Here is a 20467-nt window from a genome sequence, read left to right on the forward strand (position 1 = left end):
GCGGATTATGCGTTTTGGGTAGATTTCTTTTTATCGGCATGCGCAATGGCGGCCTCTCTCACCCAGGCTCCATTGTCCCAGGCTTCGTTACGGGCATTGAGTCTCTCGCGATTGCATGGGCCATTTCCTTTGACTACCTGCCAAAATTCATCCCAATCAATCTCTCCAAAGTCATATTGGCCCTTCTCTTCATTCCATTTCAAATCAGGATCCGGGATGGTCAAGCCTAAAATTTCAGCCTGAGGCACAGTAATATCTACAAACTGCTGCCTCAGCTCATCATTACTTTTGAGCTTAATCTTCCATTTCATGGATTGCTCGGTATGCGTAGAAACCGCATCCGGAGGCCCAAACATCATAAGGGATGGCCACCACCAACGATTTAAAGCATCCTGCGCCAATTGTTTTTGCACCTCAGTCCCTTCACAAAGAGTCAGCATGATTTCATATCCTTGCCTTTGGTGAAAAGATTCTTCTTTACAAATCCTCACCATAGCTCTTGCATAAGGACCATAAGAAGTTCGGGTAAGCATAACCTGATTGATGATTGCAGCTCCATCAACCAACCATCCGATGGCTCCCATATCTGCCCAACTCAAGGTCGGGTAATTGAAGATGCTGGAATACTTGGCTTTACCACTATGCAATTGCTCGAAAAGTTCGTCACGACTGATACCAAGCGTCTCAGCTGCACTGTACAAATACAAGCCATGTCCAGCTTCATCCTGCACCTTGGCCAGCAAGGCTACTTTTCTCCTCAAACTTGGCGCACGCGTGATCCAATTGCCTTCTGGCAACATCCCAACGATTTCAGAGTGAGCATGTTGAGAAATTTGTCGGATATGGGTCTTGCGGTATTTCTCGGGCATCCAATCTTTGGGCTCAATATTTTGGCCGGCATCGATTTTAGCTTGAAATGCTGCTTCTTGAGATTGCATAGTATTTATGGTAAAATGCAGACGATAACAATCGTCCGTTATGAATCAAAATCAACGATTACTTTATCTGATTTAGGTACAGACTGACAGGTCAGAATGTATCCGGCATCCAGTTCTTCTTTTTCCAGGGAATAATTCACTTCCATATCCACTTCTCCCTCAATCAGTTTTGCTTTACAGGTGCAACAAACTCCTCCTTTACAAGCGAACGGTAAATCAGCAGAGCGATCTAAAGCTGCATCCAGGATGAAGTCAGATCCCCGAGGGATTTTGAAAGTGAAACTTTTGCCTCCTTCTAATATTTGCACCTCAGACATAGCCGAATTAGCTGACTGGGATTTCCCGGGCTTCTTGCGATTAGCGGTAGACGTATTGAAGAGTTCAAAATGAATTTGTTTTGCCTCTACTTCTCTTTCCATTAAAAAATCTCTCAGGAGAAAGATCATTTCCTCCGGGCCACAAATGAAAAAATCATCTGTCCCTTTTATATCGAGCAGAGAATTAGCCAAAACTTCCAGTTTCTCCCTATCCAGTCTTCCATTAAAGAGGGGAATATTACGTTCTTCCTGGGTCAGAAAATGAAAGATTTCGAAACGTTGAAAAAATCTGTTTTTCAAGCCTTCAATTTCTTCTTTAAGGATAATAGAGGAAACGCTTTGATTGATATAGAATAATTTGAAACTGCTTTTAGGTTCCAGTTCCAAATGGGTTTTGATGATGGAAAGTATGGGAGTAATACCACTTCCTGCAGCAAAAGCAACATAGCTTTTTTCTTGAGAAGGATCGATTTCCGTATAAAATCTTCCATTGGGCAGCATTACCTCTACATGATCCCCGCACTTGAGTTCGCGATTGACAAAGGTCGAAAACTTACCATCCTCTACTCTTTTTACGGCTACCCTCCACTCCCCTTCCAAAGGACTGGAGCATAAAGAATAAGATCTCCTGACTTCCTCCCCTTCAATGTCGGTTTTCAAGGTAAGGTATTGTCCCTGTATAAATTTGAAGCTCTCTTTTAATTCTTCAGGAATATCAAATACCACCGAAACACAGTCCGGGGTTTCTTCTCTGATTTCTTTAACCGCTAAGCTATGAAAGTGACTCATATTGACACGCTAACTAACACTCGTTAGGCAAATATACGGATTTCCACCTGAAGGTTGCAATATTTCTTCAAAAAAATGGATCGATAAGGGGCCGAGACTTACCCGATCAGGATCTGTTGGCAAACATCAAATACTTCTTGGGGGTAACTCCAAATTTCTTTTTAAAGGCTGCGATAAAATGGCTGGAATTGCTAAAACCGACCTGATATCCAACTTCATTGACCCGAAGCTGTCCCAGATCCAGCATTTTCCGAGCCTGATTCATCCGATAATCAGTCAGATATTTGTGTACGGTATTTCCGTATATATTCTTAAATCCAACCTTAAGTTGATAGGTATTCAAGCCGATTTCCTTCGCCAGTTCTTCTAAGCCAGGAGGATTGGCCATACGTTCGATGATGATTTGCTTTGCCTGACGAATTCTTTTCACATTTACCTCATCCAACAAGAAAGGACATTTTTCCATGCCTTTATCTTCTTCCCGGCTAAAGTAGAGACTGAGTATCTCCAGGATTTTGGCCCGATAATAAAGCTTGAGAGTATTTGAATTAAAGTCGAGGTTAAAAAGCTGATCAATCACCATTGCCAAAGCGGGGTTCAGGGGTTGATCTGCATAAAATTTCCGATTGATCTGCTCATTATTGAGGAAATGGATTTCCTCTGATTCTGCCAGAAACCATTGATGCAATTTCTGAACAGACACAAATAAAGCCATCAATTTCGCCTGAGGTTCCAAAATGATTTCATGTGGCAAGGCTTTTTCCGGATTGTAAAAGAGAAAGCTCTGATTAGGATTGAGTTCCTTTACATAGTTTCCCCGATGAAAAGAGAATTTCACACCTCCACGTGTACTAAAATAAAATTGAATCAATCCTGGATCCAACTCTCCTTGAACCTGAAAGGTCTCTTTATCAGGATTATAGGTTTTTGCAAGGGAAAGATCCTGGTCCAGCATAACGATCTCAACTCGACTTTTTGCGGCATTTTGAGAAAGCACTGGAAGAAAAACGGGTTCAGGCATAGAACATTATTTATTAATAATACCAATTTAGGTCTTTTTTAGTTTCTTTTTAGGCAAAAAAAGGCAAAAGCTTTTTGGGGTATTTTTCTTTTGCCTGAATCCATTGGACATAATAAATATTTATTAAAAATTATCGGATAGATGCGTATCTTTAAGTTCTTAAGAGAAGACTGCATCATGCCTAGCAAAACAACGCTACTACTTTCTGTATCCTTATTTTTTCTTGTCCCTCTCTACGCCTATCCTCCTCTTCAGCTGGATAGCACACTTAGCTGTAATGGAAGTTTGGGAGATAATATATTTACCGATGGCGACTTTGGTTCGGGTGTTCCGAATCTGGTAACTGTAAATCCCCAGATTGCTCCCGGATATAACTATACCACAGCCGTTCCTCCTGGAGATGGCTTTTATACAATCACCAACAATACCGGTGCATGGCCCAATCTATATGGAACCTGGCTGGAGTTGAGAGATAATTCTTCTGATCCCAATGGTTACTTTATGGTAGTAAATGCCAGTTTTGAACCGGGACTCTTTTATGAACAGCAAGTAGATGGATTGTGTGGAAATACCCAATATGAATTCAGTGTTGATATTATCAATCTCATCAAGAGACCCGTTACCGGTCATATAGACCCCAATGTAGATCTGCTCTTGGATGATCAGGTAGTACTTTCAACCGGAAGTATTGGGCAAACGGAAAGATGGAATAATTACAGTGTGGTATTCTGCACAGGTCCTAATCAAACCAGCATGAAATTATCCATCCGGAACAATGCTCCGGGCGGGACAGGAAATGACCTGGCCCTGGATAATATTCTTTTTCGTCCTTGCGGACCGGATGCACTTGTAAGTCCGGCAGACACTTCCTATGTATGCGTAGATGATACCGATCAGTTTCTGTTAACTGCCAATATAAGTGATCCGGCATTTCAAGCAGTCAGATGGCAAAGAAGTACAGATGATGGAGCTAGTTGGCAAGACCTGCCCAATGGAGATCAACTGATCTTTCCTGTGACTAATTTTGCAAGTGGTACCTATCTCTATAGATATCTTTTAGCGACCGATAATGGGAATTTGGACAATGTTACCTGTCGGCTTATCTCTGCTGAAAAAACTTTGATAGTAGTACCCATTCTCTATAGTCAAACGGATACGATATGCGATGGCAATTCTTATTTCGTGGGAAATTCTGTTTATAAGCAGACCGGGATCTATGTAGATTCTCTTATCTCAAGCATCGGTTGCGACAGCATAGTGACTACTGATTTAAGCGTCTTGCCCAGATTACAGACAGAGCCGATTTATACAGTACAAAGTCCCAATTGCTTTGGAGGAAGTGATGGTTCCATCGTTATTACGGATGTACCGGATGGATATCCCCCATTCAGCTATATCCTGAATGGAGTGGATGTAAACAATACAGGAATATTCACAGACCTGACTGCAGATACCTATCAGGTGATTGTAACCGATAAATTTGATTGTGATTTCCCTGCAACGATTGTTGTTCCAGCGCAGGACCCTTTTATTGTCAGCGTTCCGGAAGATACCAGCCTTTCATTTGGGGAGACCCTTTTACTCAGCAGCTTTTCGTCTATAACTAATGTAAGTTATAGCTGGAGTCCTACAGAAGGATTGAGTTGTACAGACTGCCCAGATCCTATTGCCTCTCCTCCGTCAACTACCCAATACGTATTGCTAGTTGAGGATGATAAGGGCTGCACGGCAAGAGATAGTCTTACCATCGAAGTAACTAAAGCCAATTTTCTTGTCCATGCTCCTACAGCTTTTACGCCAAATGGAGATGGACAAAATGATATTTTTCATGTCGTCGCGAGAAGCCCTGCAGGAATTCGTCAGATCAGAAAATTTTCCGTTTTCAATCGTTGGGGAAAAATCATATATAGTGTCGATGGTCCTGCTGCAGGTCAAAATGTCGTTTCCTGGAATGGCACTACTCAGGGAAAGTTTGCCCCACAAGGTGTCTATGTCTTTGTAATCGAAATGGAACTTATTGACGATCGAATCCTTCAATACAGCGGTTCTATTTCCCTATTACGTTAGCAACCCATTCTCAAAAAATATTATGCCTGAAATCCACTACAGAACTTGTAACCTTTGTGAAGCCTTATGTGGCATTGAAGTCCATCATGAAGATGGGGTTGTGACTAAAATACGGGGAGATAAAGCGGATCCTTTTAGCAAAGGACATATATGTCCCAAAGCTGTCGCTTTAAAGGATGTCTACGAAGATCCCAATCGTTTAAAGAAGCCCGTTAAACGCACAGAAAATGGATGGGAAGAGATCAGTTGGGAAGAAGCCTATGAGATGATGGTAAGTGGGATAAAATCTGTACAGGCAAAATATGGTACAAATTCCGTAGGAGTGTATCAGGGAAATCCCAATGTCCACAATCTAGGTTCCAGCCTCTTTAGCCCTAATTTTGTCCGTTCTCTCAATACGCACAATCGCTTTTCTGCAACCTCGGTAGATCAGCTACCTCATCATATAGTTGCCCACTTCATGTTCGGGCATCCCCTGAGTATACCCATTCCGGATATTGATCGGACAGATTTTATGCTCATCATGGGAGGCAACCCGCTGGTATCCAATGGCAGCCTGATGACAGCTCCTGATTTTGCAGGTAGATTAAAAGCCTTACAAGCAAGGGGAGGCAAATTTATTGTGATCGATCCTCGTAGAACTGAAACTGCGGATAAAGCTGATGAACACATATTCGTAAAGCCAGGTTCGGATGCCTATCTATTGGCAGCCATGCTTCATACACTTTTCGAAGAGAAGTTAGTAGCCCCTGGAGCCCTGGCAGATCATTTGGAAGGCATGGAAGGACTAGCAGAATATTTTGCTCCCTTTAGTCCGGAAGAAATGGAAAGCTTATGTGGAGTTCCTGCATCAAAAATCCGAAGCTTGACCCATGAATTTGCTCAAGCGGACAAAGCCGTAATCTATGGCCGTTTAGGATTAAGTGTACAGGTATTCGGTGGGCTATGCAATTGGATGTTTACGCTCCTGAATCTGCTTACAGGGAACATTGATTCCGAAGGAGGAGCTATGTTTACGCAACCCGTTGTAGACCTCGTTCTTCAAAGGGGTAAAAAAGGGAAAGAAAGATTTGCAAGATGGAAGAGTCGTGTCCGAGGCCTTCCGGAGTTTGGTGGAGAATTGCCAGTTTCTGCTTTGAGTGAAGATATCCTCACTGCTGGTGAAGGCCAGATCAAAGCCATGATCACCATAGCCGGCAATCCGGTACTTTCAACCCCGGATGGCGGGAAACTGGATACTGCTTTCGAGCAATTAGAGTTTATGGCGGCTATTGATATTTACATCAATGAAACTACGCGTCATGCTCACCTCATCCTTCCTCCGACCACAGGTCTTGAAGTCGATCAATATGACATTGCCTTCCATGGTCTGGCTATCCGTAATACCAGTAAATTTTCAAAAGCGCTCTTCACCAAAAGGGAGGAACAGCGACATGATTATGAAATTTACCAGGAGCTCACGGATCGCATGAAAGAAAAGAAAAGTCCGCATTATACTTCCGAGCAAATGCTGGCCTTTGCCATCTCAGGCAGCACTTATGCAAAAGGAGGACTCAGTCTGGAAAAACTCAAAGAAGAAGTTCACGGAGTAGACCTGGGCCCCTTAAACCCCTGCCTTAAAGACCGTCTTTTAACAGATAGTGGAAAAATTGAATTGAGTCCGCAGCTTTTTCTTGATGACCTTAAGCGATTAAGATCGATGTATGAAAAAAGAAAAGAGGACGGAACTTCCTTTTCTTTGATCGGAAGAAGGCATCTGCGATCCAACAATAGTTGGATGCACAATTCTCAAAGATTGGTCAAAGGTCCAGTACGTTGTACAGCTTTGATTCATCCTGAAGATGCCCGCTCATTGAAGATTGAAGATAAAGAAGAGATCAGGATCAGCTCGCGGGTGGGAAGTGTTGATATTCCTGCAGAAATTTCCGATGAAATCATGCAAGGGGTTATCAGTATTCCTCATGGATGGGGACATGGCAGGAAAGGAATCAAAATGGATATCGCCAGTGCCCATGCGGGAGTGAGTATAAATGATCTTACCGATCCTCTATATATAGACGAACTCACCGGTAATGCTGCTTTAAATGGGGTGGCAGTTCGAGTGGAAAAGATTTAGGATCGCGCATAACACTACTTACTACATGAAACCTAGTTCTCAAACTATCGGCCTGATTCTGGGGCCTCTGGCATTTATCTTCACGCTTTTGAGCATTCATCCGGAAGGAATGAGCCCAGAAGCCAATGCAGTACTGGCGACTACCCTTTGGATGGCCATCTGGTGGATCACCGAAGCCGTGCCAATTGCTGTAACTGCTCTTTTGCCTATTATCCTCTTTCCACTTACAGGTGGAATGGATATCAAATCTACCACGGCATCCTTTGGACACCGCTATGTATTCTTATACATAGGAGGATTTATCCTTGCTGTGGCCATAGAAAAATGGAATTTACACAAACGAATAGCCCTCAGCATCATCAATATCATCGGGACAAATGTCATCATGATAATTCTGGGCTTTATGGTAGCTACAGCATTCCTTTCCATGTGGATTTCCAATACCGCAACTTCAGTGATGATGCTTCCTATTGGCATGGCCATTATTGCACAACTCAAAGACAATCCAGAGACCCAGGAAGATGAGAACGAAATCTTTGGAAAAGCCCTCATGTTGGGAATTGCTTATAGCGCCTCCATTGGTGGAGTTGCGACTCTGGTAGGAACTCCGCCCAATTTGGTCTTAGCTTCTGTAGTAGAAGAAATCTATGGTATAGAGATCAGTTTTGCCCAGTGGTTCAAATTTGGATTCCCGATTTCTATCCTTCTCTTGGGTGTATGCTGGTTCTATCTGACCCGTTTTGCTTTTAGCTTCAAACAAAAAGAGTTTCCTGGTGGCAAAAGTGAAATCCAACGTCAATTACGATCCTTGGGGAAATTGAGTTATGAGGAAAAATGGGTATTGGCTGTTTTCATTTTAACCGCCTTTTGCTGGATTTTCCGGGTTCCTATATTCAATGAAGGTCTGGGTATAAAAGCACTGGATGATACCATCATCGCAATGAGCAGTGCGGTCTTAATATTCTTGCTGCCCAGTTCAGATCGAGGACAAAAACTTATCCGTTGGGATGAAGCTGTAAAAATCCCATGGGGAATCATTCTGCTGTTTGGAGGCGGTCTGGCCTTGGCTGAAGGCTTTAAATCCAGCGGGCTTGCCGTTTGGATTGGAACCCAAATGAGTTTATTGGATGGATTGAGTATTGTCTTCCTTGTGTTGATTCTGGTTGCTGCCGTTAACTTCCTTACGGAGATCACTTCAAATCTCGCAACAACCTCCATGCTCTTACCCATACTGGCACCTATGGCCCTCAGCATAGATGTACATCCTTTCCTCTTGATGGTAGGAGCTACAGTTGCTGCTTCCTGTGCCTTTATGCTGCCCGTAGCCACCCCGCCCAATGCGGTTGTTTTTGGCTCTGGCTATTTACGCATACCCGATATGGTAAGAAGTGGGATTTGGATGAATATTATTTCCATTTTTATCATTACAGCCTTTGTCTATATAATTTTACCCATGCTCTGGGATTTTGACCCCAGTACTTTTCCAGAAGGATTAAAAAACGTACTTCCTTCCAATTGATACATAAGCCCTGAAATAGCCCATGCAGGAATATCCCTTGTATAAAAAGATCGGATTTATTACGGGTCCTATCTTATTTCTGATTATTCTGTTTTTCCCTTATGAGATTATCAATCCTACGGCTCAAAAAGTATTTGCTGTCGCAGCCTGGATGATTTGTTGGTGGCTGACAGAAGCTTTGTACATCGCCATTCCGGCCTTATTACCGCTCACCCTTTTTCCCCTGATAGGAATCATGGATATAAAAGCGGTAGCGGCTAATTATTCCAGTCCCATCGTTTACCTCTTTTTTGGAGGATTTGTGATTGCGCTCGCATTGGAAAAAGTACAGTTGCACAAAAGAATTGCCCTTTCGATCATAAAACTAACCGGTACTCATGCAAATGGAGTCATCCTGGGATTTATGTTGGCTACAGCTCTTATGAGTATGTGGATCAGTAATACAGCAAGTACTGTTGTTATGCTGCCGATTGCCCTCTCTGTAATCAAACTATTGATCGATGACAAGGATGGATTCACCAAAGAAGAACAATCCTTTGCTTTGGCCATTATGCTGGGCATTGCCTTTTCCGCCAATATAGGAGGTATGGCTACTCTCATTGGCACCCCTCCCAATTCGGTTATGGCTGGTTTCCTGGAAAATGAATATCAGATTACCATTAGTTTTGTCAATTGGATGATCATGGGTGTTCCACTTGCAGCCGTTTTATTAGGGGTAAACTATTTTGTCATCACCAAAATTTTCTATCCCAATAAGCTGGGAAATATGGCCGAATCTTCTGAAGTAATAGAGGAAGAATTGAAAAAACTGGGACCGATCCGAAAAGAGGAAAAACTGGTACTAGTTATTTTCTTCCTTACCGCTTTAGCCTGGATTATGCGTGCCAGTATCAATAGCTGGTTCCCGGAACTGAAGCTTACGGATACGAGCATCAGTATGGTAGCAGCCATGGCTATGTTAAGTGTACCAATTAGTTTTAGTAAAGGAGAGTTTGCATTGAAGTGGGAGGACACAAAAAATCTCCCCTGGGGGATATTGATCCTATTTGGAGGAGGATTGGCACTGGCCAATGGTCTTTCTCAAGCAGGAATTATAGATCTGATAGGTGCGACTATATCCCAACAGGAAGGACTAAGTGTATTTGCAGTAAGCACACTCCTCATTTTTGTCATGCTCTTTATGACGGAGCTGATGAGTAATGTCGCACTAGTGGCCATTTTCGCTCCGGTAGTTGCTGGTATTGCTATTGGGCTGGATGTATCTGTTGTTCACATGATCATTCCTATAGCCCTAGCCTCCAGCTGTGCTTTTATGCTTCCTATGTCAACCCCCCCAAACGCCATTGTTTTTGCCAGTGGCCATATCAAAGTATACCAGATGGCCCGAGTTGGAATTGTACTCAACATTATTTCTATTATTCTTCTTGCCATTCTCGCTCAGACCCTGATTCCTGTTTTATTCTAAAAAAAAAGAGCCACCTAAAAGGTGGCTCAATCAATTCATATTGTTTTTTCCTAAGCGTTCTCGACAATCCAGAGTACGAGGAATACGATACCAATCAACCAGGCTAGACCACTGAGTACCCAAAGGAATGGAAGGAACCATCCTAGAATACTTAATACAACAGCGCCCAATCCAAAGATGATTGCCAATTGAAGGTTACGGTCAAGATCAGAAAAGCCGTTCTTCTTGCGCTTTTTTTCCATTTTAACCATACGTTTTTCAACGCGTTTTTGGATAAAGTTGGCAATTTTCTCGGCACGCTTTTGCTTACGTAATTCCTTTTTAGTTTTAGTATGTGTTTTTACCGGCGCTGGAGCCTTGGGCATAGCACTTCCCGCCAAGCTAATCGCGGGAGCAAATAGCCCCATAAAACTAAAGACCAGAATTCCTAGAATAAAGTTTCTCATAGTAAGAAATGGTTGGTTATAAATGTGTTTGTAACAAGTGATTTGTAAAAGTAGGTATCCTTTAAGGGACAGCTTTTCTCTGTGAAAGTTGCCCCTTAAAGATTTGTTCTTAAACGTTGTCAATCAACCAGAGGACAAGGAAAACAGCAGCAGCCAGCCAGGCCAGTCCACTAAGGGTTGCAAATAATCCATAGCCGGTAATAGAACCAGAGACGAAGACTCTCCAAAGAATACCCAACACAATCGCAATCGCAGCAAATATAGCAGCCAATTGCAAATTTTTGTCCCAGTCTCCGAATGCTCCTTTTTTACGTTTTTTAGAAATTTTAGCAGCTTTCTTTTCCATTCTCTTCTTGACAAAATTGGCAACCTTTTCTGCCCGCTTCTGCTTACGAAGCTCTTTTTTTGTCATAGGTTTCGCTGCTTCTGTAGCAGGAGTTTTAGGCATAGCACTCCCAGCGTTTACAGGTATTGCAGCAATAGAAAACAAGAAAGCAAATAGCAATAGTTTTAGAGAGAAGTTTTTCATAGTCAAGAAGTGGTAATTAGGTGTATTAAAGAATCAAAAAAGTAAATAAAGAATTCAATCCCAAAGATTATTTATATTATTTGAGCAATGGAAGTTCCATAATTCAGCTGTTTGAAATGGGTATTCAATCAATTTTGGAAAGAATTTTAATTTTTTTTTCTAAGAGCTGTAACAAAGCATTTCCCCAATCGTCATCCTCTTGAAATGGCAATACAAGACTTTCCAAACTCTATTCTCAAAACTCAGAACAAGCTTTATCGCTTTGCCCTGAGGATCCTTGGCAGTGTCCAGGAAGCTGAGGATGTGGTTCAGGAGGTACTGATGAAAGTTTGGGAAAAGCGATTGGACCTCGGCACGATTCAGAACAAAGAAGCCTGGTGTATGCGGATGGTAAAAAACAAATCTCTGGATAAGCTAAAGGCTAAACCGAACCAACCGCATGAAGCAGTAGAAAGTCTGTACTACCTGGATAGCAATCAAAGCCCTGAAAGAGAAACCGAGACCCGCGACATGCTGGATCATGTAAGTCGGATCATCGAAAAACTTCCTGAAAAACAACGGATGTGCATCCAACTCAGAGAGATCGAGGGAAATAGCTATGAGGAAATCTCTGAAATACTGGAAATATCCATGAACCAGGTTAAGACTAATATCTTTCGAGCCCGTCAAAAAATAAGGACGGCCATGATAAAGCTCGAAGTAGAAGAACAAAAAAAAAGACCGATGAAGGAATCTTGTGAATAAACTTATGAAAGACCTTATCGAAAAATATTGGCAAGGAGAAAGCAGTCTGGAGGACGAGCGGAAATTGAGGGAATGGTTGAAGACGGCTCCCGACAGCCCAGAGAATCAACGACTCTCTCGATTGATGAACTGGTATGAAAAGGAAGCAGATATTCGCATACCTAAAGAAATTAAAGTAGCGGATAAGATTGCCACCAGAGGAAGACGCATCAATATCATGCGTTGGGCAGTAGGCATAGCCGCAGCGATTGCTCTCCTATTTGCAACCATCAGCCTGGCAATAAGATTGAATGAAGAGGACAATAGGAGAAGTATGGCATATGTTGATACCTATGAGACTCCCGAAGAAGCTTATGCAGCCACCCAGGAAGCTTTGCTTCTCATTTCAACCAAAATGAATTCCACCAAAAAGCATAAAAAGAAACTCAGGAAGATCCATATCCTATCCGATCTGGTTGAATCCTATACAAAAAAATAAAATGACTAAGCAATTCTATATATCTCTGGCCACACTACTTTGTGTATTTCTTTTGGCTGCAGCTCCTCAACAACTGCATGCACAAAATGATGCGATCGCCAAATACTTTAGTAAGTATATGGATCAGGAGGAATTTACCAGTATTTATATTTCTCCCCGTATGTTTAGACTGATGGGTGCCAATAAACAGCAGGATGCAAGTCCTGAGATGAAGGAAACCATCAGACAAATCAGCGGTCTACGAATTCTCAGTGCTGATTCTATAAATGGTAACCGCCTCTATGATGAGATTTTCAGCAAACTCAATCAGGAATCTTATGAAGAATTGATGTCAATTCGTGAACCTGATAGTGATGTCAAGTTTCTGGTAAAAATGGCTGGTGAAAATAAAGTCAGTGAATTGTTGATGCTGATTGGCGGAGATGACAGCTTTTTTATGATGAGCATTATAGGAGTGAACCTAGACCTCGATAGTGTAATCGATATTGCCGATGACATAGGTCCTTCAGATGAAGAAGAGGAAGACGACAACAATAATAATGAAGAAGAGGAATAGGCTCCTCTAGTTTCCGAAACACGTATTTATCTCCTAAATCCTGAGAACAATTTCTTAGGCTGGGAAAACTATATCCGAATCTATCTTTTAACCCACTAATAATTATTTATGAAAATTAAATTTTTCATCCTAAGTCTGATGGTTTTACCCATCTTCATGTCAGCTCAGTCAAGAAGTATCGAAAAGTTTTTTGAAGCGCACAAAGACAATGATGATTACACCCTTATTGAGATTAGCGGCAATCTCTTTAACATGACAAAAAATAAAGATAAAGCGAATAAGAAAATCCGGATTGATGGCTTTCAATTGCTCAGTGCACCCAAAGGCTCCAGCGGTATTTCTTTATCTGAAGTCAGAGGATTTGCCAATCAGATCAAGAACGAGAATTTTGAAGACCTGATTACCGTTCGTGACTCCGATACACGATTCAATTTCATGGTTCAGGAATCCAATGGAATCATAAGTGAACTGGTAATGATCGCTGATGAAGACGACAGCATCACGATCATGAGTCTGAGAGGAAAGATACCAACGGAAGAATTGGACAACTTATATGATGAAGTTGAAATAGACGGTCTGGAAAAACTGAAAAAAAATTAGATTAGACTGACCTGACGGATCCGGATGTTAGCAGACATCCGGGTCTTCTATTTTTCATTGCTTACTCTTTCGAGAGCTTCTTCTGCTAAATTTTCCCACTGCTCCAGAGAAACAAAGGGTAAAATGAACCAGTTTTTCATAGGGGGTTTATTCTTAAATGGGCTCAGGTACTCTGCTTCTTTTAATTCCTCGCGTTCAATATCGGTTTCTTTCCCAAGTTTGAATCCCATTTTCTCCTGGTGGAAAAAACAAAACACTTTCCCATTCACTTTCAAGGCCGGAGCTCTCATCATTTTTCCAGCTTCTACTTCTGGAAAGTTTTCCAGAAAGCGATTACAGATTTCTTCAAAAATCTTTTCCGGTTGTAGCATGACAAGATTTATTGTTCCAGGGGATTGTAAATAAAGGTCAGCATCAGCAGGTAAGCCAGTGCAAGCAATATGATGGCTACCTGTACGAAAATAGGATAATAATCTTTTACCTCCCGTAAAGGGATGGTGGGGATTTCGGAGGCTTCTAAACTGGATATTTTGCCCAAAGCAGAAGCCAATGCTGTTGAATTATTGACAAAGAAATATCGTCCCCCACTAATTCGACTAATCTCTCGCAAACTTTCTTCATCCAGTCCAACCTCTTTACTAGCTGTATTCCTCCCGCTTCCCCTGCGACCAATCCCAATCGTATAGGTTTTTATATCGAAACTAGCAGCCAGACGGGCAGCGGATATGGGATCTATTTCGCCCCGATTATTAGCCCCATCTGTGATCAAGAGCATCACCTTTGTTTCTGTATCATGGTCCCTCATCCGATTGATCCCCATGATCATCGCGGGTCCAATGGCAGTCCCATTTTTGGGCAGGAAATCAAATCCAACATCATCCAACATTCGGTTGAGGTAATTCAAATCCTGTGTCAGAGGCACATAATTAAGGGCAGTCGCAGCAAACAAGATCAAACCGATGCGATCATTGGGTCGATTGGCAGTGAAAGACTTAATCGTCTTTTTAGCTTCAGCCAATCTTGAAGGCCTGAAATCATCCTGCTCCATAGAACTACTTACATCCAGAAGGAGCATAATCTCCATCCCATTTGTTCGTTTTTCCATGATTTTATTGACCTCCTGAGGCCTGGCAATAGCCACGATGATAAGCGCCAGTGAACTAAGCTGTAACGCGCGGGGAAAATGTCTGAGAAAACTCAATTTAGGTCCGCTTTTATTGAGTTTACCGGGATCATAACTCAAACGAATCAAAAGCCTTTGCTTTCGATAAAAGCGGATATACCAGAACAAGTATATTGGGATCAATGCCAACAAAAGCAATGCCTCCGGATTTCTAAACGTCTCTATGCCAACAAGCTCCTTCATGTAATCCTAATACACTTTTATAAGAAATATTCTTGTGCGGATATCTTTTCGGCAAATTAATTTTAAGTCCTGCTCAAAACAAACGAATCAGTCAGCTTTTATTTCCGTTTAGGTAAAAAAGCCTCCCTTAGAGGCAACTTGTAACTCAAAGGAGAAAATTGACCTAAAGATTTGGGGGAAAGCTATATCTTTGTCGTTTAATATCTTTATGCATGAAGAAAAATATTCTTATCACAGGTGGAGCAGGCTTTATCGGATCTCATTTAGTCAGGCATTTTGTTGAAAAATATCCCGATTATATGGTCTATAATCTGGATAAGTTGACCTATGCGGGAAACTTGGGAAACCTGAGTGATCTCGAAGGGAAGAAAAACTATAGCTTCATTAAAGGAGATATTTGCGATGCGGATCAAATGGAACTTATTTTCAGTGAGAAAAAGATCAGCCATGTGATTCATCTCGCAGCGGAGAGCCATGTAGATCGCAGCATCCTCAATCCTCTCGAATTTGTAACGACCAATGTATTAGGAACTGTTAGCCTGCTCAATGTAGCCAAGTCAAATTGGGCAGCAAATATGGAAGAACATCTCTTCTACCATGTTTCTACCGATGAGGTCTATGGTTCTCTGGCAGATGGCGAATTTTTCACCGAGGAAACAGCTTATGATCCTCGCAGTCCATATTCCGCCTCCAAAGCGAGTTCCGATCATTTTGTGAGAGCATATGGCAATACCTATGGACTGCCTTTTGTTGTAAGTAATTGCTCCAATAATTACGGTCCTTTTCAATTTCCTGAGAAACTTCTTCCCCTTTTCATATCCAATATTCTTGAAGAAAAAGCCCTGCCGGTATACGGTAAAGGGGAGAATGTAAGGGATTGGTTATGGGTTGAAGATCATTGCTCAGCAATCGACCTGATTTTTCACAAAGGAAAAAATGGCAGCACCTATAATATTGGAGGAGAAAATGAATGGCAAAACATTGATCTCATCCACTTACTCTGCAAAATCATGGATAAAAAACTGGGCAGAGAAGGGGGAAGTTCTTCCTCTTTGATCACCTATGTTACAGACAGACCTGGCCATGATCATAGATATGCCATTGATCCTGGAAAATTGAGAAATGAATTGGGCTGGCGTCCATCGCTAACTTTCGAAGAAGGACTGGAGAAAACCATAGATTGGTACCTTGCCAATAAAGAATGGATCAGCAATGTTCGTTCTGGAGATTACCGCTCTTATTATGAAAAACAATACGGTAACAGGTTATTAGGTTAAAGGCTTGAAACGCAAAAACATCACACTCAGTCCACTGGGTGCAATCCTCTCACTAGCTTCAACATCTATTTATTATCCGGGTTCACAACAATTGACGCTCTGGGGCTACATCCTTCTTACCCTATTTGCCATTCTGCATATGGGGCTCCTTTATTTTGTAGCGAGTAAACTCTCTAAAACACAGATAGGTGAATTTGCACGAGGAAGCATGATTGGATTAAATACAGGTTGGAATGCACTTCTCCTTTTTTATTTTACGGGAAGTTTGGCCTTAAGTATCCTCATCGTTCTGATCCTTTTATCCTCCAGTCTCCTGAGGATATCCAGAAATCAACATTATCACAGGCTCATTTCCTGGCTCAATTGGATACTTCCTATGAGTATTTTAGTAAATATTCCCGGCATGTTGATCTTCCTGATCAATATTTTCTTCGCACCATTTGGCTATTTACATCCCCTACTCCATGGAATCAGACTTCGCTTCCACTGGGCCCCTCATTGTTCTTCTATAACGATCTATGGAGGCCTGATAAGGCCTATGAAGGGATTTGCTGGACTTAATATGGGCAATTTCATTTTCATTAATCCCGGCTGGCAGCATTTACTCAGACATGAGATGGGACATCTGCTTAGCCTGGCAGCTATGGGCTCCATTTTTCACTATATCGGAGGCATAGATGAAAATTACCTTCAGAAACATTATTGGAAGGCTTTGGCAGAGTACTTTGCAGAAAGCTATAACTCTTCAGAGGATTCAGTCCTGAGTATGTGGAGCTAAAGAGCGTTTGTCGATAATTTATGGAGGTTTGTCCATAGAGTCTCATTTAGGTGGTTGTCAATTCAGCCTATGTGAAAAAATTGTCCTAATTTATCCTTTTATCACAAACCTAAATTCGAAACTTCTATCTAAGATGAGACATCTACTATGCATGCTCCTGTGTCTGTCGATGCTTGGCCAAACAGAACTATGGGCTCAAAAGAAAAAGAAGGATAAAAATTCCGATAAAGAGAAAACGGAAAGCAAAGAAAAAAGCTTGATAAATTCCGGTACCCTAAGCGGATTTAAATTCCGCGCCATTGGGCCTGCACTTACTTCCGGAAGGATATCTGACTTTGCGGTAAATCCTCAAAAACCCTCAGAATATTATGTAGCGGTTGCTTCTGGAGGAGTTTGGAAAACCACAAACTCCGGAACTACCTACAAACCTATATTTGATAGCCAGAAATCCTATTCCATAGGAGTTGTTGAAATGGCTCCCACCAATCCCTATACCATTTGGGTAGGAACGGGTGAGAATAATGGCCAAAGATCTGTAGCCTATGGAGATGGAGTCTATAAATCTATGGATGGAGGGAAATCCTGGAAAAATATGGGCCTGAAAAATTCCGAGCATATCGGAATGATCCTTATTCATCCCAAAGATGAGAATACAGTTTTCGTAGCAGCCCAGGGACCTCTTTGGAGCTCTGGAGGGGATAGAGGCCTGTATAAAACTACGGATGGTGGAGAAAACTGGAAGAAAGTACTCGACATCAGCGAACATACGGGAGTCAATGAGGTATTTATCGACCCTCGTGATCCTAATATCATGTATGCCAATTCCTGGCAAAGAGCCAGAAAAGTCTGGACCTTTTTAGGAGGTGGACCAGAATCAGCAATCTATAAATCTACTGATGGCGGAGAGAGCTGGTTCAAGTCTCAGAAAGGTATCCCAGGTGGTGATATTGGAAGAATAGGCATGGCCGTTTCACCTGTGAATCCTGACATAATATATGCGATTTTGGAAGCAGAGAATGGAGGGGGATTTTATCGTTCGACCAATCGCGGCGCTTCCTGGCAGAAAATGAGCAGCCAAACTACCAGTGGCAACTACTACCAGGAAATTATTGCAGATCCTCATGATGTGGATCGAGTATATGTGATGAATACCTGGAATCTAGTAACTAATGATGGAGGAAAGACCTTCGTCGCTTTGGGGGAAGGTGATAAGCATGTGGACAATCATTGTCTCTGGATTGATCCCAAAGACCCTGAGCACTATTTGGCAGGTTGTGATGGCGGTATTTACGAAACCTGGGATGCTGCAAAAAGCTGGAGCTACAGATCTAATTTATCTGTAACTCAGTTTTACAAAGTTGCAACGGATAATGCAGAACCCTTTTATAATGTATACGGTGGTACACAGGATAACTTCAGCTTAGGAGGTCCTTCACAAACTACCAGTTCTTCGGGTATTGTAAACAGCGATTGGTTTGTTACCAATGGTGGAGACGGATTTGAGTCTCAGATCGATCCCGAGAATCCTAACATTGTTTATGCACAGGCTCAATATGGATGGTTGGTGAGATATGACAAGAAAAGTGGGGAAAGAATCAACATTCAACCTCAAGCTGGAAAAGGGGAAGCTGGACTTCGCTGGAACTGGGATGCTCCCTTGATGATCAGTCCTCACAAAGCTACCCGTCTATATTTCTCTGCGAATAAAGTCTTCAAAAGCGAAGACAGGGGAAATACCTGGGAAGCCATTAGTGGAGACCTTAGCAGACAGTTGGATAGAAACAAATTGCCTGTAATGGGCAAAGTATGGAGCATGGACGCTGTGGCAAAAAACCGCTCCACCTCTATCTATGGAAATATTGTTGCCTTTCATGAATCTTCCGTAAAAGAAGGTCTTTTATATGCTGGAACGGATGATGGACTGATTCATGTAAGCGAAAATGGCGGAGGCGAATGGAAGAAAATGGAATCCTTCCCGGGCATACCTGATATGACCTATGTGAATATGCTCCTCACTTCGCAACATGATGAAAGTACTGTCTATGCAGTATTTAACAATCACAAGCATGGAGATTTCAAGCCATACATCCTTAAAAGTACAGACAAGGGAACTAGCTGGACTTCTATAGCTTCCAATCTACCAGAAAGAGGATCGGTCTATTGTATAGCAGAAGATCATGTAAATAAGAATCTTCTTTTTGCAGGAACTGAGTTTGGAGTTTTCGTGAGTATTGATGGAGGGGGAAACTGGACCCAAATGAAATCTGGTTTACCCACAATTGCCATTAGAGACATGGAAATCCAAAAGAGAGAAAATGACCTCGTTCTGGCATCTTTCGGCAGAGGATTTTATGTACTGGATAATTATGCTCCATTAAGAGAAATCGGTAAAGAGCAGATGGACAAGGATGCACATATTTTTGCCATCAAAGATGCCTTGATCTTCCTCCAAAGCAGTCCTATCGGAGGCAGAGGGAAAAGCTCTCAGGGATCCGACTACTTTACAACTCCCAACCCAAGTGTTGGCGCGACTTTCACCTATTACCTCAAAGAAAGTCCCAAAACGATCAAGCAGAAAAGAAAAGCTGCTGAAAAGAAAGCAGTCAAAGATGGTGGAAATCCTGAATATCCAAGTTTTGATGAAATGAGAGCTGAGGACAATGAGGAAAAAGCATACCTGCTTTTTACGATCAAAGACTCAGATGGAAATATTGCCAACCGCATGAAAAGTTCTGCTTCCAAAGGCATCAAGCGAATGAACTGGAACTTCAGGTATCCTTCTCCACGTCCGATCTCAGTGAGAGGAGGGGGTGGTCGCAGATTTGGCGGCGGCGGAGGCCAGCTTGCTATGCCCGGAACCTATTCGGTTTCTATGGCAATGGTAAAAGATGCTGAAATGACCGAGTTAGCCGGACCTGTTGAATTCAAGGTAGTTCCTTTGAACAACTCAACGCTACCTCCTGCAGACAAAGCTGCTCTATTTGCTTTCCAGAAAAAGGTAAGTGAGTTAAGTAAGGCTGTCAGTGGTGCGGGCAATCTCTACAGAGAACTGGACAATAAATTGAAACATATCAAAGAAGCTATCCGACTTACTCCTAGCATTCCGTTTGAAAAGAATAAGGACGTAAAAATGCTGGAAGAAAAAATGCGGGGAATTAGCTTGAAAATGAATGGAGATCAAAGCCTTAGCCGCAGACAATTTGAAACAGCTCCTTCTATTTCAGGCAGAATCAACTCGGTGATGTTTGGCATGTTCAGCTCTACTTCAGCTCCTACCAAAACTATGGAGCAAGGATATGAAATTGCAGCTGAAGAATTTCAGCCGGTTTACGCCAGCTTGAAAGAAGTTGTAAAAGAAGTGAAAGAAATGGAAAAAATGCTGGAGAAGTATGGAGCTCCATATACTCCGGGAAGAATGCCTGTTTGGAACAAGGAATAATTTTCCAAAAGTATAAATACAG

18 protein-coding genes are annotated in these 20467 nt (G+C 42.1%); 11 read left to right on the plus strand and 7 right to left on the minus strand.

The genetic code is table 11. The features are described from left to right. Positions 1-5: 5 nt before the first annotated feature. The 3 genes from paaA to R8P61_13100 form a co-directional block, all read right to left on the minus strand. Positions 6-938, minus strand: a complete 933-nt coding sequence (gene paaA / locus R8P61_13090; protein ID MDW3647995.1) for a 1,2-phenylacetyl-CoA epoxidase subunit PaaA — start codon at positions 936-938, stop codon at positions 6-8. 38 nt (positions 939-976) lie between these two features. Then, positions 977-2044, minus strand: coding sequence for a 1,2-phenylacetyl-CoA epoxidase subunit PaaE (gene paaE, locus R8P61_13095; protein MDW3647996.1), 1068 nt, complete (start codon positions 2042-2044; stop codon positions 977-979). A gap of 106 nt (positions 2045-2150) precedes the next feature. Then, positions 2151-3065 (minus strand): AraC family transcriptional regulator, encoded by a 915-nt coding sequence (locus R8P61_13100; GenBank protein MDW3647997.1) that lies wholly within the window; start codon positions 3063-3065, stop codon positions 2151-2153. 177 nt (positions 3066-3242) lie between these two features. Here R8P61_13100 and R8P61_13105 point away from each other — a divergent pair, with 177 nt between their 5' ends. Genes R8P61_13105 through R8P61_13120 form a run of 4 tightly spaced genes read left to right on the plus strand, consistent with a single transcriptional unit; the run spans position 3243 to position 10232 of the window. Continuing rightward, a complete protein-coding gene (locus R8P61_13105) occupies positions 3243-5132 on the plus strand; it encodes a gliding motility-associated C-terminal domain-containing protein (protein MDW3647998.1) in 1890 nt (629 codons plus the stop codon). 22 nt (positions 5133-5154) lie between these two features. Continuing rightward, entirely contained in the window at positions 5155-7248 is a 2094-nt protein-coding gene (locus R8P61_13110; protein MDW3647999.1) for a molybdopterin oxidoreductase family protein, read from the plus strand. A 25-nt stretch (positions 7249-7273) separates the two neighbouring features. Then, positions 7274-8767: a DASS family sodium-coupled anion symporter gene (locus tag R8P61_13115; GenBank protein MDW3648000.1), complete on the plus strand. Its 1494-nt coding sequence runs from the start codon at positions 7274-7276 to the stop codon at positions 8765-8767. Between the two features lie 22 nt (positions 8768-8789). Next, positions 8790-10232, plus strand: coding sequence for a DASS family sodium-coupled anion symporter (locus tag R8P61_13120; GenBank protein ID MDW3648001.1), 1443 nt, complete (start codon positions 8790-8792; stop codon positions 10230-10232). A 50-nt stretch (positions 10233-10282) separates the two neighbouring features. Here R8P61_13120 and R8P61_13125 read toward each other — a convergent pair whose 3' ends face one another. Both R8P61_13125 and R8P61_13130 read right to left on the minus strand, forming a co-directional pair. Next, a complete protein-coding gene (locus R8P61_13125; GenBank protein MDW3648002.1) occupies positions 10283-10678 on the minus strand; it encodes a hypothetical protein in 396 nt (131 codons plus the stop codon). 109 nt (positions 10679-10787) lie between these two features. After that, positions 10788-11207 carry a hypothetical protein gene (locus tag R8P61_13130; protein ID MDW3648003.1) on the minus strand — a complete coding sequence of 140 codons (420 nt, stop codon included), beginning with the start codon at positions 11205-11207 and terminating at the stop codon, positions 10788-10790. 204 nt (positions 11208-11411) lie between these two features. Here R8P61_13130 and R8P61_13135 point away from each other — a divergent pair, with 204 nt between their 5' ends. The 4 genes from R8P61_13135 to R8P61_13150 all read left to right on the plus strand — a co-directional run bounded on the left by R8P61_13135 (position 11412) and on the right by R8P61_13150 (position 13585). Beyond that, positions 11412-11951: an RNA polymerase sigma factor gene (locus R8P61_13135; GenBank protein MDW3648004.1), complete on the plus strand. Its 540-nt coding sequence runs from the start codon at positions 11412-11414 to the stop codon at positions 11949-11951. Between the two features lie 4 nt (positions 11952-11955). After that, on the plus strand, positions 11956-12429 hold the full coding sequence (locus R8P61_13140; GenBank protein MDW3648005.1) for a hypothetical protein: 474 nt from the start codon (positions 11956-11958) through the stop codon (positions 12427-12429). Between the two features lies 1 nt (position 12430). Further along, positions 12431-12985 (plus strand): DUF4252 domain-containing protein, encoded by a 555-nt coding sequence (locus tag R8P61_13145; protein MDW3648006.1) that lies wholly within the window; start codon positions 12431-12433, stop codon positions 12983-12985. A 108-nt stretch (positions 12986-13093) separates the two neighbouring features. Further along, positions 13094-13585, plus strand: coding sequence for a DUF4252 domain-containing protein (locus R8P61_13150; GenBank protein ID MDW3648007.1), 492 nt, complete (start codon positions 13094-13096; stop codon positions 13583-13585). 47 nt (positions 13586-13632) lie between these two features. Here R8P61_13150 and R8P61_13155 read toward each other — a convergent pair whose 3' ends face one another. Together R8P61_13155 and R8P61_13160 are read right to left on the minus strand one after the other, a co-directional pair. Beyond that, positions 13633-13956: a hypothetical protein gene (locus tag R8P61_13155; GenBank protein MDW3648008.1), complete on the minus strand. Its 324-nt coding sequence runs from the start codon at positions 13954-13956 to the stop codon at positions 13633-13635. Positions 13957-13964: 8 nt separating this feature from the next. After that, positions 13965-14951: a VWA domain-containing protein gene (locus tag R8P61_13160; GenBank protein MDW3648009.1), complete on the minus strand. Its 987-nt coding sequence runs from the start codon at positions 14949-14951 to the stop codon at positions 13965-13967. A 212-nt stretch (positions 14952-15163) separates the two neighbouring features. Here R8P61_13160 and rfbB point away from each other — a divergent pair, with 212 nt between their 5' ends. The 3 genes from rfbB (at position 15164) to R8P61_13175 (ending at position 20445) form a co-directional block, all read left to right on the plus strand. Then, positions 15164-16228 (plus strand): dTDP-glucose 4,6-dehydratase, encoded by a 1065-nt coding sequence (gene rfbB / locus R8P61_13165; protein MDW3648010.1) that lies wholly within the window; start codon positions 15164-15166, stop codon positions 16226-16228. A 4-nt stretch (positions 16229-16232) separates the two neighbouring features. Continuing rightward, positions 16233-17006 (plus strand): hypothetical protein, encoded by a 774-nt coding sequence (locus R8P61_13170; GenBank protein MDW3648011.1) that lies wholly within the window; start codon positions 16233-16235, stop codon positions 17004-17006. 133 nt (positions 17007-17139) lie between these two features. Next, positions 17140-20445: a glycosyl hydrolase gene (locus R8P61_13175; protein ID MDW3648012.1), complete on the plus strand. Its 3306-nt coding sequence runs from the start codon at positions 17140-17142 to the stop codon at positions 20443-20445. Positions 20446-20467 lie beyond the last annotated feature (22 nt).

The sequence above is a fragment of the Bacteroidia bacterium genome (assembly GCA_033391075.1).
Classification (GTDB): domain Bacteria; phylum Bacteroidota; class Bacteroidia; order J057; family J057; genus JAWPMV01.

Coding starts and splice junctions, on each gene's coding strand:
- paaA (MDW3647995.1), bottom strand. CDS start 938: ATGCAATCTCAAGAAGCAGCATTTCAAGCTAAAATCGATGCCGGCCAA.
- paaE (MDW3647996.1), bottom strand. CDS start 2,044: ATGAGTCACTTTCATAGCTTAGCGGTTAAAGAAATCAGAGAAGAAACC.
- R8P61_13100 (MDW3647997.1), bottom strand. CDS start 3,065: ATGCCTGAACCCGTTTTTCTTCCAGTGCTTTCTCAAAATGCCGCAAAA.
- R8P61_13105 (MDW3647998.1), top strand. CDS start 3,243: ATGCCTAGCAAAACAACGCTACTACTTTCTGTATCCTTATTTTTTCTT.
- R8P61_13110 (MDW3647999.1), top strand. CDS start 5,155: ATGCCTGAAATCCACTACAGAACTTGTAACCTTTGTGAAGCCTTATGT.
- R8P61_13115 (MDW3648000.1), top strand. CDS start 7,274: ATGAAACCTAGTTCTCAAACTATCGGCCTGATTCTGGGGCCTCTGGCA.
- R8P61_13120 (MDW3648001.1), top strand. CDS start 8,790: ATGCAGGAATATCCCTTGTATAAAAAGATCGGATTTATTACGGGTCCT.
- R8P61_13125 (MDW3648002.1), bottom strand. CDS start 10,678: ATGAGAAACTTTATTCTAGGAATTCTGGTCTTTAGTTTTATGGGGCTA.
- R8P61_13130 (MDW3648003.1), bottom strand. CDS start 11,207: ATGAAAAACTTCTCTCTAAAACTATTGCTATTTGCTTTCTTGTTTTCT.
- R8P61_13135 (MDW3648004.1), top strand. CDS start 11,412: ATGGCAATACAAGACTTTCCAAACTCTATTCTCAAAACTCAGAACAAG.
- R8P61_13140 (MDW3648005.1), top strand. CDS start 11,956: ATGAAAGACCTTATCGAAAAATATTGGCAAGGAGAAAGCAGTCTGGAG.
- R8P61_13145 (MDW3648006.1), top strand. CDS start 12,431: ATGACTAAGCAATTCTATATATCTCTGGCCACACTACTTTGTGTATTT.
- R8P61_13150 (MDW3648007.1), top strand. CDS start 13,094: ATGAAAATTAAATTTTTCATCCTAAGTCTGATGGTTTTACCCATCTTC.
- R8P61_13155 (MDW3648008.1), bottom strand. CDS start 13,956: ATGCTACAACCGGAAAAGATTTTTGAAGAAATCTGTAATCGCTTTCTG.
- R8P61_13160 (MDW3648009.1), bottom strand. CDS start 14,951: ATGAAGGAGCTTGTTGGCATAGAGACGTTTAGAAATCCGGAGGCATTG.
- rfbB (MDW3648010.1), top strand. CDS start 15,164: ATGAAGAAAAATATTCTTATCACAGGTGGAGCAGGCTTTATCGGATCT.
- R8P61_13175 (MDW3648012.1), top strand. CDS start 17,140: ATGAGACATCTACTATGCATGCTCCTGTGTCTGTCGATGCTTGGCCAA.